Annotated in this window: 13 protein-coding genes and 4 pseudogenes; 12 read left to right on the top strand and 5 right to left on the bottom strand. The window is 39.5% G+C overall.

Annotated features, from left to right (window positions below):
- The first annotated feature begins 47 nt into the window (after positions 1-47).
- The 5 genes and pseudogenes from ACPF7I_RS05980 to ACPF7I_RS06000 all read left to right on the top strand — a co-directional run bounded on the left by ACPF7I_RS05980 (position 48) and on the right by ACPF7I_RS06000 (position 5994).
- Positions 48-1799 carry an ATP-binding protein gene (locus ACPF7I_RS05980; protein WP_430744277.1) on the top strand — a complete coding sequence of 584 codons (1752 nt, stop codon included), beginning with the start codon at positions 48-50 and terminating at the stop codon, positions 1797-1799.
- Positions 1800-1833: 34 nt separating this feature from the next.
- Positions 1834-2184 (top strand): annotated as a pseudogene (locus ACPF7I_RS05985) (DUF4351 domain-containing protein); the annotation flags it as partial.
- A gap of 495 nt (positions 2185-2679) precedes the next feature.
- Positions 2680-3194 (top strand): annotated as a pseudogene (locus tag ACPF7I_RS05990) (hypothetical protein).
- A gap of 63 nt (positions 3195-3257) precedes the next feature.
- Positions 3258-5381, top strand: coding sequence for a Piwi domain-containing protein (locus ACPF7I_RS05995; protein ID WP_430744276.1), 2124 nt, complete (start codon positions 3258-3260; stop codon positions 5379-5381).
- A gap of 148 nt (positions 5382-5529) precedes the next feature.
- On the top strand, positions 5530-5994 hold the full coding sequence (locus tag ACPF7I_RS06000) for an NUDIX hydrolase (protein WP_431019233.1): 465 nt from the start codon (positions 5530-5532) through the stop codon (positions 5992-5994).
- A gap of 256 nt (positions 5995-6250) precedes the next feature.
- Here the strand turns inward: ACPF7I_RS06000 and ACPF7I_RS06005 are convergent.
- A pseudogene (locus tag ACPF7I_RS06005) lies at positions 6251-6403 on the bottom strand (DUF86 domain-containing protein); the annotation flags it as partial.
- 128 nt (positions 6404-6531) lie between these two features.
- On the opposite strand from ACPF7I_RS06005, the gene ACPF7I_RS06010 reads away from it, so the two are divergent.
- The 5 genes from ACPF7I_RS06010 (at position 6532) to ACPF7I_RS06030 (ending at position 10332) form a co-directional block, all read left to right on the top strand.
- Positions 6532-6987, top strand: a complete 456-nt coding sequence (locus ACPF7I_RS06010; protein ID WP_430744275.1) for a GNAT family N-acetyltransferase — start codon at positions 6532-6534, stop codon at positions 6985-6987.
- Positions 6988-7278: 291 nt separating this feature from the next.
- On the top strand, positions 7279-8025 hold the full coding sequence (pxpB, locus tag ACPF7I_RS06015; protein ID WP_430745958.1) for a 5-oxoprolinase subunit PxpB: 747 nt from the start codon (positions 7279-7281) through the stop codon (positions 8023-8025).
- Positions 8003-9007, top strand: a complete 1005-nt coding sequence (locus ACPF7I_RS06020) for a biotin-dependent carboxyltransferase family protein (protein ID WP_430744274.1) — start codon at positions 8003-8005, stop codon at positions 9005-9007. Before pxpB ends, ACPF7I_RS06020 begins: the two co-directional genes overlap by 23 nt.
- A gap of 2 nt (positions 9008-9009) precedes the next feature.
- Positions 9010-9768 (top strand): 5-oxoprolinase subunit PxpA, encoded by a 759-nt coding sequence (pxpA, locus tag ACPF7I_RS06025; protein ID WP_430744273.1) that lies wholly within the window; start codon positions 9010-9012, stop codon positions 9766-9768.
- A gap of 165 nt (positions 9769-9933) precedes the next feature.
- Entirely contained in the window at positions 9934-10332 is a 399-nt protein-coding gene (locus tag ACPF7I_RS06030; protein ID WP_430744272.1) for a gamma-glutamylcyclotransferase family protein, read from the top strand.
- A gap of 70 nt (positions 10333-10402) precedes the next feature.
- On the opposite strand, the pseudogene ACPF7I_RS06035 reads toward ACPF7I_RS06030, so the two are convergent.
- Positions 10403-10874, bottom strand: a pseudogene (locus ACPF7I_RS06035) (DUF6444 domain-containing protein); the annotation flags it as partial.
- A 300-nt stretch (positions 10875-11174) separates the two neighbouring features.
- On the opposite strand from ACPF7I_RS06035, the gene ACPF7I_RS06040 reads away from it, so the two are divergent.
- Complete coding sequence (locus ACPF7I_RS06040; protein ID WP_430744271.1) at positions 11175-11681, top strand: HipA domain-containing protein; 507 nt, start codon at positions 11175-11177, stop codon at positions 11679-11681.
- On the opposite strand, the gene ACPF7I_RS06045 is transcribed toward ACPF7I_RS06040, so the two are convergent.
- Together ACPF7I_RS06045 and ACPF7I_RS06050 are read right to left on the bottom strand one after the other, a co-directional pair.
- Entirely contained in the window at positions 11592-11924 is a 333-nt protein-coding gene (locus ACPF7I_RS06045) for a type II toxin-antitoxin system VapC family toxin (RefSeq protein ID WP_430744270.1), read from the bottom strand. The two genes, ACPF7I_RS06040 and ACPF7I_RS06045, sit on opposite strands and share 90 nt — an antisense overlap.
- A 3-nt stretch (positions 11925-11927) precedes the next feature.
- Complete coding sequence (locus ACPF7I_RS06050) at positions 11928-12224, bottom strand: hypothetical protein (protein ID WP_003397484.1); 297 nt, start codon at positions 12222-12224, stop codon at positions 11928-11930.
- Positions 12225-12737: 513 nt separating this feature from the next.
- Here ACPF7I_RS06050 and ACPF7I_RS06055 point away from each other — a divergent pair.
- Positions 12738-13892, top strand: coding sequence for a conserved virulence factor C family protein (locus tag ACPF7I_RS06055; protein ID WP_430744269.1), 1155 nt, complete (start codon positions 12738-12740; stop codon positions 13890-13892).
- Positions 13893-14050: 158 nt separating this feature from the next.
- On the opposite strand, the gene ACPF7I_RS06060 is transcribed toward ACPF7I_RS06055, so the two are convergent.
- The gene (locus ACPF7I_RS06060; RefSeq protein WP_430744268.1) at positions 14051-14629 is read right to left on the bottom strand and encodes a Uma2 family endonuclease; all 579 of its coding nucleotides are present in this window, start codon (positions 14627-14629) and stop codon (positions 14051-14053) included.
- Positions 14630-14656: the final 27 nt, after the last annotated feature.

Raw genomic sequence — 14656 nt, forward strand, 5'->3', positions numbered from 1 at the left:
TTGTTGTTTGAGAAATTTAATATTAACATGGAAGGGGATATAGTTTAATGAGGAATGTGAAGGTTTGTGAAAATTATATTCCGCAAGTCTTTGTCGCAAAAGAACTAAGAGAAATATCTAGAGACTTTACTCGTCCAGAGGAAATGATTCGAGAAGCTATTTCTAACTCCATGGATGCTCAGGCGAGCGAAATAAAAATTGCGGCTTATACGGACATAACATACGGTGAAGAAGAACTTGTCGTTGAAATTCGAGATGATGGAATTGGTATGGACAAAGATGCTCTTAAAGGTTTTTTTGATCTGGGTAGGAGCACGAAAAGAGGAAATAAGGATAAAATTGGTGAGAAGGGACATGGAACAAAGATATTTTATAATAGCTCGGAAGTGATTGTGTACACCAAATATATTCATGATGGAAAAATTTTTAAAGCTACTTTAAAAGACCCGTTTCGTCAACTAAATATAGTAGTGAATAAGGGGGAAGGGGATCCACCCAGCATTTTACTTGAAGAAATCGATCAATCGGACACCTATCTAGATCATGTTTCTTCGGGCACGTTTATTATTGTGAGGGGATATGATCGGAGTAATACTGCTACATTCAAACATGAATTTCTAAAAGATTATATTTTATGGTTCACTGCTTGGGGAAGCATAAAGAATAAAATTCCTAACAGTACGCTTCCTAGTTGTAAACTGTACCTAAAAGGAATTAATTGTAACGATTTTGAGGAAATCCCATTTGGCCACCCGTTTCCAGATGAGTGCTTTGACTTCCGTGAACTTCGAAAGATTGATTCACGTAGACCAGAAAATCATTATGTTAGAGCATGGGTAAAGAGTTCACCTGTCATAAACTATCCACAGCACCAAGTTGATATTGTTTTTTATGTGGAGGGGGACGGAGCGAAAAGAGCCTACAACGAGATGTTGAAATGGCACGGACGTGCAAAACAAGGAAGGTATAAAGGAGAAGATCAATATACGGTTTCAGAGAGATATGGCATATATTTGTGTAAAGATTATATACCGATTCAGCGTAAAAACCAAGAATTTGCCGAAAAGTCAGAATGGACAAAGTGGCATGCTTTCGTGAATTGTCAAGCATTCGAACTGACCGCCAATCGAGCAACCGTTGATAATACACCGAAGCATTTGCTGCAGTGTATTATTAATACAGCCAAAAAGGTTATTGAAGAAGAAATTATCGGTACAGATGAATACCAAGATTTTGCAGAGAGGGTTAGGATCGAGGCAGGAAGAAGAAAAGCAGAAAACGAGAGAAACAGTTTGAAGAGAAGGGTAAACAAAAGTAAAAAACAACCGAAATATAGAATTGAAAAAGATGGTAAAACAATGGAGTTTATCGAGCCATCGAATGAACAAGGAGTAATATGGGTTCTAGCACAAATTCTAGCTATTTGGCCTAAAACTTTCAAGTGGGAAATTAAAGACATTAATTCTCATTTTGGATATGACCTACTTATAGAGCAAAGCGATCCTTTGTCAAACGCAATTGAGCATCGTTTTGTAGAATGTAAGTACTGCTTAACGGACGAAGAAGATTTCAACCATTCTTTGACCTTTGTGCACCAAATTATATGTTGGGATGTTAAACTTATTGATGGGGATTGTGTGGAGGATGTTCAAAAGCATTCGTACGTCTTTCGGTCATACAACCCATCTGAAGAAGAACCGTACAGAAAGTTCTTTCTTGACAGCGGTAAGCCTAATAAAGTTGAGGTGATTGTACTAAGTAAGTTTTTAGAGGATTGTTTTTCGATGAAAAAACTGTAATTATAAGTGATCACCGGAGATATACTAGCATATTTTACGAATGATTGTGCGCATGGAATTAGACGAAGCAAAGCAGCGACTGTTAATCGGCTTTTTTGAAACATATGTGAAGCTGTCGGATGAGGAGGAACAACAATTACGAAACGAGGTGAATGAAATGGAAACGAAAGAAAAGGAGAAAGTGCTTGAATTGTTAATCTCGTATGAACAAAAGGGAATACAAAAAGGAATACAAAAGGGAAAAAAGGAAGGATTGGCAGAAGGATTTAAGCAAGGAATGAAACATCTTGTTTACAATATGTCGAAAAAAGGGATGACACCAAAAGAAATTGCAGCCCTTGTGGATCTTACGGAAGAAGAAGTACACCATTTGCTTGAAAGTTGAGAAAAACTTGATGTGGTGCCACACCTCGAAGCATGTGGAAACAACAATTGCGAAGCGAGGTGAATGAGATGGAAACGAAAGAAAAAGAACAAGTGTTAGAGTTATTTCGTACGAGAAAAAAGCGTTAGAAAAAGGCTTGAAAGAAGGGGGGAACGAGGTCTACAGCAAGGGCTACAACAAGAAAAACGCCAGATTGCGAAAAAGATGCTAGCAAAAGGCTACGATGTACAGACGATTCATGAACTGACGGAGTTGTCCGTGGAAGAAATTGAGAGGTTGAAATGATATGGTGCTGTTCCTCTTTATTAAACACTTATATAACAAAGGGAGTCATCCGGCTCCCTTTCGTTGTGTGCCAGTAAGAAGGAACAATCCCTCCTTACGTAGCAATAAATGTTCAAAATTTACCCATCAGTTTCTACAATATTCGACAGTATTTTCGGTTTTCTTTTCGTATAATGGGATTGGGGATATTTGATTTTAGGGGGGATCAGAGTGACGACAATTCGTAAGGCAGATTATTATTATGGTGCGTTGCTTTCTGCGCTAGTGAATGGTGGATTGTCACCAGCATTGTTTGAAAAAAAAATGAAAGTAGACAAATTTATACGGTTACAACAAATAAAGACAGTTACATCATTTATGCAAAATATCATACTACCCCATCTGGCTCCGAAGATTTTACATGGTCTTTCACATTTAGTGATAACGAAATACAGGAAATTATAAATGTCCGTCAAAATCATTCAGATAAAACGCTAATTTTTGCTTTTATTTGTGGTCAGAAGCAAGTAAGTGACAGCAATCAATTCATTGCCATTGTTTATTGGGACGAATTTGGTGCATGCGTGGATGTAAATAAACAGCAATCTCGTGGAACACAGCGGTTATCAGTAAAGGCCATAAAAGGCTCTCCTTGTTTTCGTATCTATGGAAGCAAGCGTGCTGATATGCTTAATGGTAAAGACAATACGATTAAAATTGAACGAAACCGATTAAGAGGGTTATAAGCACAGTGATTGTCAACGAATCAATGCACGGATGACTATTCATCATAAGGGGTGATTGTCTAGATGAATCAATACTATATAACCGAGTGTATCGCAAACGAAAACGCAAGTAACATTCCACTTCATATTTATACCGTGTCTTTATTAAACCCGAACCAAAAATACTCGTTTGCCCATCACATTGTTTATGAGTTAAGAAAGAGGAATCCCAATGTGACCATTGCTGCTCACGGCCAATATATTGCATCGTTTCAAGAGATCGTTCATTGGGGTGATCATAAATATATTAAACATGAGTACCGAGCAATCGAATGTTCCAATGCCGCAGAAAGAACGGTATTTGAAAGGTTATTGAAACAAGAGTTAATAGAACGATGCAAAAATGAATATAAAATTTACAAAGATTTGTTTTGTTTGAAAACCGAACAATCGATTGAAATGAACGAAATTATTGTTCACCCGGCTATTTACTTATCTTTTACAGTTGAAGAGAACGGAAATATATTGATCGGCTTTGAATATCAACATCGTTTTGAATATAAAAAAACATTAGAAGACTTACTTCGCGATCGATCTCCACTGATCAAAGAAGGGGTGGAAGTCGTTGATTCGTATAATAAAAAATCGTACTACTATACTTTTGTTGAGGTGGCCCCGTATACTGCTGGAGAAAAGAGTCCATATTTACAACAAAGTGTGATAGATTATTACATAACAAAAAATGAAACATGGAAATTAAAAGGTGTTCATAATAAGACACCTATTGTGCATGTTAGATCACAAACCGGTGATATTTTTCCATACTTACCTCATTTATTACGTCTTACTTGTTCGTATGAACAATTGATGCCATCAACCGCGCAGCAAGTAAATCGTATCATCAAGTTGCCTCCGAATGAGAAAATGCCGAAACTTTATCAAGAGATATTTCGTTTGTTGCAATATCAGAACATGTTGACTTTCCGAAAAGAAAACGTTCGGTCGGCAAATCTTAATTATGATATTTTTAATCTCTCCCCACCGTTGATGGAATTTGGTCGAAATTATAAAACAACGAAAGTGTCTGATGGTTTAGGTCAAGCGGGTGTTTATGAGCCGAAGAGTATCACCGTTAGCTATTTTGTTGATCCAGAATTAAATTACGATCCAAGGAAGAAAGATGAAATATTGGATTTTACAAAGAAATTACAACGTCTATCTGAAAAGCTAGGTGTAAAGTTAAATGTCTCGAAAAAACCGCGTCAGTTATTTGGAGTATTGCCTGTCGATTTTTTCAAAAGTGAGCGTCTTTCGTTCGAACTGAAGTCGATCGCAGATGCGTTCGATGGGACTGTTATTGTCATTGGAACGGAAGAAAATATCGATCGAGCATATATGGCAATTAAACGAGAATTTGGTGCGAAAGCAGATATAATGACACAGTTTGTTATATTTGATTCGTCAGTTGTAAAAAATTTGTACTATCAATATAATGTGCTACTAGGAATTTACGCAAAATCGGGAGTTCAGCCGTGGATTTTGTCAGATGAGATGAATTCAGATTGCTTTATCGGTTTAGATGTCAGTCATGAACATGGAAAACATGCTTCTGGGATTATTCAAGTGATCGGAAAAGACGGGCGAATGATTAAACAAAGATCAATCATGACTGCTGAAGCTGGTGAAACGATTGCCAATCGTACAATGGAAGAAATTATAGATGAGAGTATATTTAGCTACGAGAAAGTGTATGGAATGAAGCCAGCCCATATTACATTTCACCGCGATGGCGTATGTCGAGAAGATTTAGATCATTTAACACGGTATATGCAGTCATTTCAAATCCCATTTGATTTCATTGAAATTATTAAAAGACCGCGAAGAAGAATGGCTGTATACACAAACGGACGTTGGTTTACTGTGCAAGGATTATGTTATGCGAAAGAAAGAATGGCTTATTTATGTGCGACTGATCCAAGAGAATCTGTAGGAATGGCGCAAGCTGTAAAGATTGTTCAAAAGACGCAATGTTTGTCTATTCACGATGTCGTTTCAGATGCATATAAGCTATCATTTATGCACATCCATTCTATCCTGAAAACACGTTTACCAGTCACTGTTCATTATGCTGATTTAAGTTCAACCTTTCATAATCGAGGGTTGATCCACCCACGTTCAGTCCATGAACAGGCGTTGCCGTTTGTGTGAGGGATAAGTATTCATTGTTTTATACGGTTGGTTGATTTTATTTGAAGTTTGTATATTTTTTATAAAAGTGAAGTTTGCTAAATACATGAAAACAAATGAGTTAGCTGCATGTATGTCTAAATTTAAATCAATGAAGGATGAGAAGAACATGAGGATTGTACCGAAGCACTTAGTGGCTGTCTCTGGTTATATTGTAAATGACCATGGGGAAGTATTGCTTGTAAAAACACATTACCGTTCCGATACATGGGAACTTCCTGGTGGACAAGTAGAAGAAGGGGAATCTTTGCATCATGCATTAGTAAGGGAAGTATATGAAGAAACAGGATTAAAAATAGTACCACTAGGAGTAACGGGAGTATATTACAATGCTACGGATCATATATTAGTTGTTGTATTTCGTGCGAAGTATGAAGAAGGTGAATTGGACATTCAGCCTCAGGAAATAAAGGAGGCAAATTTTTTTCTGCTAAATAGTAAAAACATTTCAAAATATATAACGAGACCTCATATCGCTTCACGAGTACAGGATGCAATGAAATGTAATTGTTTAGTACCATATGAAGCATGGGAAGTTTCACCATTTCGAACGTTAGGAAGGATTGGGGGATAACCGAACTTCTTTATCTACAATATATCAACTTTAAGGTATTTCAAGAGGATGGTGGGTTTGGATTCATCCTTGACTAACACTCTCCAAAGATTTGTATCGGCGACGACGGTGCCAACGGCTGAAAATCAAAGAGAAACTTGCAATAAATATATCAAACTTTAAAAGCATGTGGCGCGTGTTGAAAATTTTCTTTTCCTGAAGTGTCATCCGTCGCAAGTTCTAGAATAAGTAGTTAGGCGGTGTACGCTCACACCGCCTATTTTTGCTCAACAATTGCTTTCGTAAACTCCGTGAAGTCTGTTAAATGGTTGTCGAGTATTTTTTGTAAAATCGTCAAGTTCAGTTCTTGGTAGTCATGCACGGCGATATTGCGAAATCCGACCATTCTCTTCCTCTTCCCGTTTTTCGATCGTTCCATAGCTTTTCTCTAAAGAATGAATTCTCGTGAAATACCTTTAAGCAGCTAGGTTGTCCGAGTTTTAAATGTTATAATATTCTATATTAACTAAAAATTAAGATTTTATAGGAGGGTGGGCGATGAATACGTGGGTAAATGAAGGGTTTTTTATTTCTACTAACAAGAAATATTTAGATGTAGATACCATCCATCGTTTTTTGAGTCAAGAAGCCTATTGGTCAAAAGGAATTCCGAAAGAAGTTGTCATAAAATCAATCGAAAACACACCTTTATGTTTTGGGGTGTATAAAGGTGACATCAGTAACAGAGTTGGGGAGCAAGTTGGATTTGCAAGGGTGATTACGGATTTAGCGACGTATGCTTACCTTTCCGATGTGTTTATATTGCCAAGTTATCGTAAATTAGGCTTATCTAAATGGTTAGTGAGTATCATTACGAATCATCATGAGCTACAAGGTGTTCGGCGGTTCATGTTAGCTACTAAAGATGCACATTCATTATATAGCAAATACGGCTTTGAACCGCTTGATGATCCAGAGCGTTTCATGCAAAAAGTTCGCCAATCCCCTTATTAACTTTCTCGTCATGCCTGTCACGCTCAAAGTTAAGCATATGGAATCGATCCTCGTTTTCCTTCAAGATGGGATCATTCCTGAAGATGTTAGAGACGAGATGATTCACGAATGAATGACACAATATGTTGAAGGAGCATTGGAATCAAGCATAGTTTCTAAGGTCTTTAGTAACGTACTTCAGAAAGGCTACAGCAAGATGAAGTATTGTTGCTTTCGATTAGAACAATTCATTCTAAAACAAAGCACGAAGCAAAACAAATTTCAAAAGCACTTCGTTTTGGCGGGGGAAAAATGTTGAATTATGAGTTTATACCGCTTAGTGAGAATGCGCTAATTATTAAGTTTGGCGACCAAATTAATTACGACATTCATCAACAAGTTCGCCAAGTTTTTACCTATTTTATGGAACATCGTGTGAAAGAAATTATTGAGATTGTTCCTGCCTATACGACTATTACCGTCTATTATGACCCGGTGCAGGTTGCTAAAAATACAAATCGGAAAGCAGGTATAGAGGTTCTCCCTTTTGAAAGAATTTGTACTGTATTAAAAAATATTCTTTCATCGTTAGGGTCTGTCAACATTTCTCACGGAAATGAAGTCGTAATTCCTGTTTGTTACGGCGGGGAATTTGGACCGGATTTAGAAGAAGTAGCTAGAAAAAATCAATTGACACCCGAAGAAGTGATCGATATTCATGCGAGAGGTCATTACTTTGTATACATGATTGGATTTGCGCCGGGATTTGCTTATTTAGGTGGTATGTCAGAAAAAATTGCTACGCCGCGGAAACATTCTCCGCGATTGCGTGTTCCTGCAGGTTCTGTGGGCATTGCTAGTGTACAAACGGGAATATATCCGATTGACAGTCCAGGAGGATGGCAATTAATCGGGAGAACACCGATCCAATTATTCCGTCCACTGCATCCTCAACCGAGTTTATTACAAGTTGGGGATCGCGTTCGCTTTCAACCGATAACGCGGGAAGAATATAAGCAGCTTCAGGAGGAGAACAATGAGTATTCGTGTGATTCGTAGTGGTTTACTAACGACGGTTCAAGATTTAGGTCGATTCGGTTTTCAAAAGGATGGCGTCACTGTGGGCGGCGCTATGGATCAATTTGCGCATCGTATCGCTAACATTCTTGTCGGAAATGAGGAATCCGAAGGCACGCTCGAGATGACATTCATTGGTCCAACGCTTGCTTTTGAGGAAGATGCATTAGTTGCGATATGTGGCGGGGAGTTTGAAGCGAGCATCGATGGGCAAGAAGTGCCACTATGGCGCCCTGTTTTCGTTAAACAGGGGAGTATACTTACGATCGGTCATTGTCGTGCAGGATGTCGAGCATATTTAGCTGTGTCTGGAGGTTTTCATATTCCTAAGATAATGAACAGTCAATCAACGTATTTACTTGCACGTATCGGTGGTTTTCAAGGAAGAGCGTTACAAAAAGACGATGTGCTTTTACTTCGAGAATCGAGGCGAAATTTTGAGCTGTTGCGATTACATAAGAAAAAAACATCTCTTCCTTTTATAACGATGAGTTGGGGAATTTCATTTCAGTTTCGTGCATATTTTTATAAATCTCCAAAAACGATTCGCGTCATTCAAGGGGCACAATTTGCCCATTTTACGACACAAAGCCAAAAACGTTTTTTCACTCAACCATATAAAGTCACCCCTCAATCGAATCGAATGGGTTATCGTTTAGAAGGACCTTTGCTTCAAAGAAAACATTCAGCAGAAATGGTTTCGGAAGCGGTTACGTTCGGCACAATTCAAGTGCCGAATGAAGGAAAGCCAATTATATTAATGGCAGATCGTCAAACGACAGGAGGGTATCCGAAAATCGCGCAAGTCATTGCCGTTGATTTACCCATTTTAGCACAAACCAAACCAGGAGAGCAGATTGTATTTCACGACATTTCATTTGAGGAAGCGCAACGATTATATATTCAACATGAGCTTAGCATGAAGCAATGCGAAAAAGTAATGATGTCGAAAATGGGAGGATAAAGATGTACCGCATCGATCTCAATTGTGATATGGGAGAAAGTTTTGGAGTATATCGAATGGGAAACGATGAAGAGATTTTGAATTACGTGACATCAGCAAATATTGCTTGCGGGTTTCATGCGGGAGATCCATCTACGATGCGAAAGACGGTTCAATTGGCGCTTGAAAAGGGGGTGAGTATTGGTGCACACCCGGGGTTGCCTGATTTAATTGGATTTGGAAGAAGAAATATGGCAATTACTCCGGAAGAAGTGTATGATCTCGTCGTTTATCAAGTGGGGGCGTTATATGGTTTTGTAAAGGCTGCTGGTGGAAAGATGCAACATGTGAAACCGCACGGAGCTTTGTACAACATGGCTGCAAAAGACTGTGCACTTTCAGAAGCGATCGCAAAAGCAGTGTATGACATTGATCCATCATTAGTATTGTTTGGATTAGCAGGAAGTGAACTAATTAAGGCGGGAGATCGTATAGGCTTAAAAACAGCAAATGAAGTGTTTGCTGATCGGACATATGAGCAGGATGGTTCGTTAACACCACGACATAAACCTAACGCCTTAATTCATGACGAACAAGAAGCTATACAGCAAGTGATTCGAATGGTGAATGAAGGAAAAGTGCGGTCACAACAAGGAACTGATGTGGAAATCAAGGCAGATACGATTTGTATTCACGGTGATGGGGTACACGCGTTAACATTTGCTAAAAAAATTTTTGAAGCGTTAAAAAAAGAAGGCATTGTCATTAAATCTTTATTTTAAATCGAGGTAACGAGTTTTCCACTCCTTCCTTTGTTTCAGATCATTGTGTACGCTGTTACGTCGATTATCTTGTCAACAGTGAAGATGGTAAGTTTTTTATGGTCATGTGCATGAAAAAGGAAAGGGATATATTTATAATATCGTCGAATGTTAGGAGGAGAAAACGTGACGTTATTTCAAGTGTTTGTGTACGGGACATTGCTTCAAGGAGAGCAAAATCATCATGTTGTTGCACCGTACGTCACACATATAGAAACAGGTGCTGTATGCGGTTGGCTTCATAGCGTTGCCGACTTGTATCCAGCTTTAGTGCTCGATTCATCTGCCCCTCCAGTAGAAGGCGAATGGTTGACGGTAAACGAAAAAGGACTACAGGCGATGGATCGGCTTGAAGGATATTATGGGGAGGGAAAACGTAATGATTATGAGCGAGTATTTGTGACAGATGTAGATGGAAAAAAGGCAGGATTTGTGTACGTATACTCAAGCGAACGGGCGAGACATTTACCACGAATAGGCACTTCGTGGAGAGCATACAAGCAGTCATATGAGCGTGGTTTATAAAAAAGCCGCACATGTCTTACGAGAAAACATGTATGTATTCACGTTTTATCAGTTTAAAAAAGGGATTTAAAGGGAACTCCGCCTGTTGGACAAGATGACATTCTGGACAACTCTTTACCTCCCGCTCATGTTGAGCGATTTCCATTCGAACCACTGGGAGGTCGAACACTTGGCGAATGTCTACTTGAAGCGGAGCGACATGTTCTAACGAGTGACCACATCCTTTGCATTCCGTCACGCGATGAAGGACTCGGTGGTTAGGGTTGGGTACTTGGCGGAGCGTCGTTCCTCGATGCCCCGGCTGTCCTCCCGGCTGTTTCCCCGACGTTTGGCGAGAAGGAGATTTCGCCACAAACCAATCAGAGGACGGCGGGAAATGGCTATTGGTACTGTTTTTTTTTCGTACGGGCTTCTAATTCTGCAATACGTGCTTTCAATTTTTGATTTTCTTGACGTAGTTGCTCGTTTTCTTGTCTTAACTGTTCGTTTTCTTTGATGAGTTTTTCAATGGTTTGCGCTTGACGCTCGATTTTTACGACCAGATGCGGTGCCTGTCACGCCCCCTGATTGGGGGAAGGAGTAAAAGAAGGTGTATGAAGAAAAAAACAGGAAATTCTGAGCGTTGCCGAAATTGCCAAAATATTCGATTTGACAGAAGAAGTTCAGGGGAAATGGTAAGAATATTGCTATTCTATCATTTCTTTAGCCGCTGAACTAACAAATAAGGAATGGTGTTTGTGAATATACTAGACGTTAGTCATTGGGAAAAAGATGATAAAAGGCAAGCATCCGGAACGAGACAAAAGTTTTGGTTAGTTAGTCCACATAACTAGAAACGATGTTTGTTCAAAATTCCTAAAGAAAATACCGGAGAAGCTTGGGCAGAAGTTGTTGCCTCAAAAATAGGAGAGTTCATAGGGATTAACACAATGAAGGCGTATTTAGCAAGTTATAATGGTTTAACAGGTTGTTTACTGGAAAATTTCGTTGCTGCTAATGTAGAGTTTTACGAGGGCGGTGACCTATTTTTTACGGTTGCTGAAGATTTTGATCGATATAGCTTAAAGTATTACGATTTTTTGAATATAATAAAAGTACTATCTCCCTTTGAACTTGACAGAGCATTTGTTCAAATTCCTGTATTTGATGCATTTATTGCTAACCAAGATCGACATTGCGATAATTGGGGAGTTATTGTAGAGGAATCAAGTTATCAACTTGCCCCGGTGTATGATAATGGGGCATCGTTAGGCCATCAACTAAAAGAAGGCAACAAGAGCATCTGGTGCTTTAATACTCTTTTTGCGTGTACTGTCCGCTCTCGCTTTTCTTCTTATGTCAGCTGCTAGCTCCATATCTTCTCTAGTGACGTCATAGATTTGATCAGCCATTTGAATATATCCTTTTCTATTTTCTCTTATATCAGGATCTGTTTCGATTTCGAAATGAGACATGATTTCCATCTCAATGAAGGTAGTCATAATAATCTCTGCCTCATCTTCAATCAGCTGTTCAATGAACTCCACTGCATCAGGGTAACCCATTTCATGTGCTGCGTATATATTTGTATCGATTAGTACTTTGGTTGACAATGCTCAATCCTCCCACTCTTCTCTATTTGCAATTCTTAGTGATTCCAACACGCCTTCTTTGCTAAATAACTTCGTACTACCAGCCAGACGTTTGTGTAACGCTTTCTTTTCTTCCTTGGTTAGCTTCTTCTTTTCAGGTCGCACTTGAATGACCTCCTTCATTTGCTCTTCTGTTAGGACAGATGCTCCAATTCGGTAATAATGACGGTTTTGACGCACTATTCTCTTTAAAATTGGGCGTTTTGCCGTTCCAGTTGTTATATGATATGCGCCACGGTTCCTTTTTTTGTTAGTTCTCATTTGCATCCCCACCTTGGTTGAGGTTTTATACACATTATATCATGTTTCAGGAAGTCATATCGATTATACCTTTTAAAATACCCGTGGTGCTAGTTGAGCATATATACGAACATTCTCAAAGAGCCAGATAAATGATTTTTCTATTTTCAAAGTTTTATCGCCCCGCATCAACAGCGTTTCCCTGCCTTTTCAGATGAGTGAAAGGAGCATTAGGTTTAGGATTAAAAAGAATTTGTTCCATCTTGTTACCGTCCTTCTATGTCCAATTATATGATGTTTGTTTGTACATGTCAGCAGCTGAATCGTATTCCCTCTTTTAACACTCATAAAAGAAATTCGCATATTCGTGGATAGGAATGCGCGTGTTATTTTATTTTTAAATTAAATGACTTCCTTCGATTCGTAGAGGTGGTTATTTTTTGATTCATTAAGCGAAACTTTTGCTTTTCTTTGTTCCTTCCTTTTTAATGGAGTTACGAGGTATTTTTTTTGTAGAAGATAGGAGAGAAACGAATGAAAATTCAATCGATTGAGCCGACGCCAAGTCCTAATACAATGAAAGTGTTGCTCGATGAAGAGCTTCCATTTGGAACAAGTTATAACTATAAACCTGAGCAAGCGGCACATGCCCCTAATATCATCCAGCAATTGCTGCAAATCGAAGGTGTGAAAGGCATTTACCACGTCGCTGATTTTTTAGCTGTCGAACGGCATGCGAAATATGATTGGAAACCGATTTTAACAAAAGTGCGCGAAGTGTTTGGTGAACAGGTGGATAAGCTCCAAGACAATGAACCCGTACGCAACGATCATTTTGGCGAAGTGAAAGTGTATGTGCAAATGCTTTATGGCTTACCGATGCAAGTGAAGTTAACGAACGGTCATGAAGAGAGACGAGTTGGGTTGCCCCAACCGTTTGTCGATGCGGTGTTAGAGGCGCAAAAACATGCAGGGAATATTGTCATGGAGCGAAAATGGGTCGAAAAGGGCGTTCGATACGGGACGTTTGAAGAAATCGGTGCCGAAGTCGTAGAGGAGTTGTCTGCCGCTTATCCTCCAGAACGACTCGAACGGTTCGTACACATGTTTAAAAAAGGAGAGCAGGGGAAAACGCAAAAACGAACAAGTGTTCAAGTGACGGAACAAATGCTGGATGACCCAGATTGGACGAAACGGTATGCAGCGTTAGAGCAAATGGCAGAGCCGACGGAAAACGACTTGCCCGTATTGGCAAAGGCGTTAAAAGACGAGAAAGTGGCGATTCGTCGCTTAGCGACTGCCTATTTAGGAATGATTGGCGGAAAAAGTGTGCTACCATATTTGTATGAAGCATTAAAAGATCCAGCTGTTTCTGTGCGTCGTACAGCTGGTGACTGTTTGTCTGACATTGGGGACGTGGAGGCCATCCCTGTGATGGTCGAAGCGCTAAAAGATGCAAGCAAGCTCGTTCGCTGGCGCGCTGCGATGTTTTTATACGAAAACGGCGATGACTCTGTCTTGCCTGCGTTAAAAGCAGCCGAAAACGATCCAGAATTTGAAATAAGCATGCAAGTAAAAATGGCCATCGAGCGAATCGAAAGTGGGGAAGAAGCGAAAGGATCCGTTTGGAAACAAATGACGGAGGGGAGAAAAAGAGGGGAATATGACGCAAATGCGCCAGGGCAGTAATTATTAATGAATGCCATGAAATTCTCCGCCACGTGAAAAATAATCCACATCGCTACAATTCAATTGTTGGCGGAAGAAGGTAGCACGTGCACAGACGGAAATTGTGAGGCGACTAAATGTGGGAAAATGAAAAGCCGGCTAGGGTTTCCAAACCGGCTTTATAATTGCTCTACATCATCCATATGCAAGATGGAACCAAGCGAAATTGCTAAATCTGGATACAAAAAAGACGTTAACACATCTTTCGGGCCGAATACTGCTCGTTTTTGAAACCGCCCGTCTTCTGAGCCGACGACTTCAATCGTCTGATTGCTCGGGTCGACCATCCAATACTCTTTCACACCATTTGTCTCATATAAATAGTACTTTTGATTTCGATCTTTCAATCCAGTGCTAGCGGATAACACTTCGATTACGAGATCGGGTGCACCTTGTACCCGGTTTTTCTTCAATTGATTTACGTTGCAAATAACGAATAAATCTGGCTGCACAACTGTTTGTGCTTCTTCTTCATTTTTAGCTGTATCAAATTGCACGTCAAATGGAGATAAGATGAGGTAGCATCCCCGTACTTTGAAGTAAGGAGCTAAGGCGAGATGCAGTTCACCAACAACATATTGATGGACATACGAAGGTGATGCAAGCAAATAAGGAATACCGTCAATTAGCTCCCAATTCCCTTCCCACTGTTGAATATCTTTATACGAATACAGACGCCCGGATTGTACTTTTTCCATCGCCCTCAATCCCTTCTTTGTTTTTTC

The organism is Anoxybacillus dikiliensis, from assembly GCF_050613275.1.
GTDB lineage: Bacteria > Bacillota > Bacilli > Bacillales > Anoxybacillaceae > Anoxybacillus.

Coding starts and splice junctions, on each gene's coding strand:
- ACPF7I_RS05980 (WP_430744277.1), top strand. CDS start 48: ATGAGGAATGTGAAGGTTTGTGAAAATTATATTCCGCAAGTCTTTGTC.
- ACPF7I_RS05995 (WP_430744276.1), top strand. CDS start 3,258: ATGAATCAATACTATATAACCGAGTGTATCGCAAACGAAAACGCAAGT.
- ACPF7I_RS06000 (WP_431019233.1), top strand. CDS start 5,530: ATGAGGATTGTACCGAAGCACTTAGTGGCTGTCTCTGGTTATATTGTA.
- ACPF7I_RS06010 (WP_430744275.1), top strand. CDS start 6,532: ATGAATACGTGGGTAAATGAAGGGTTTTTTATTTCTACTAACAAGAAA.
- pxpB (WP_430745958.1), top strand. CDS start 7,279: ATGTTGAATTATGAGTTTATACCGCTTAGTGAGAATGCGCTAATTATT.
- ACPF7I_RS06020 (WP_430744274.1), top strand. CDS start 8,003: ATGAGTATTCGTGTGATTCGTAGTGGTTTACTAACGACGGTTCAAGAT.
- pxpA (WP_430744273.1), top strand. CDS start 9,010: ATGTACCGCATCGATCTCAATTGTGATATGGGAGAAAGTTTTGGAGTA.
- ACPF7I_RS06050 (WP_003397484.1), bottom strand. CDS start 12,224: ATGAGAACTAACAAAAAAAGGAACCGTGGCGCATATCATATAACAACT.
- ACPF7I_RS06055 (WP_430744269.1), top strand. CDS start 12,738: ATGAAAATTCAATCGATTGAGCCGACGCCAAGTCCTAATACAATGAAA.
- ACPF7I_RS06060 (WP_430744268.1), bottom strand. CDS start 14,629: ATGGAAAAAGTACAATCCGGGCGTCTGTATTCGTATAAAGATATTCAA.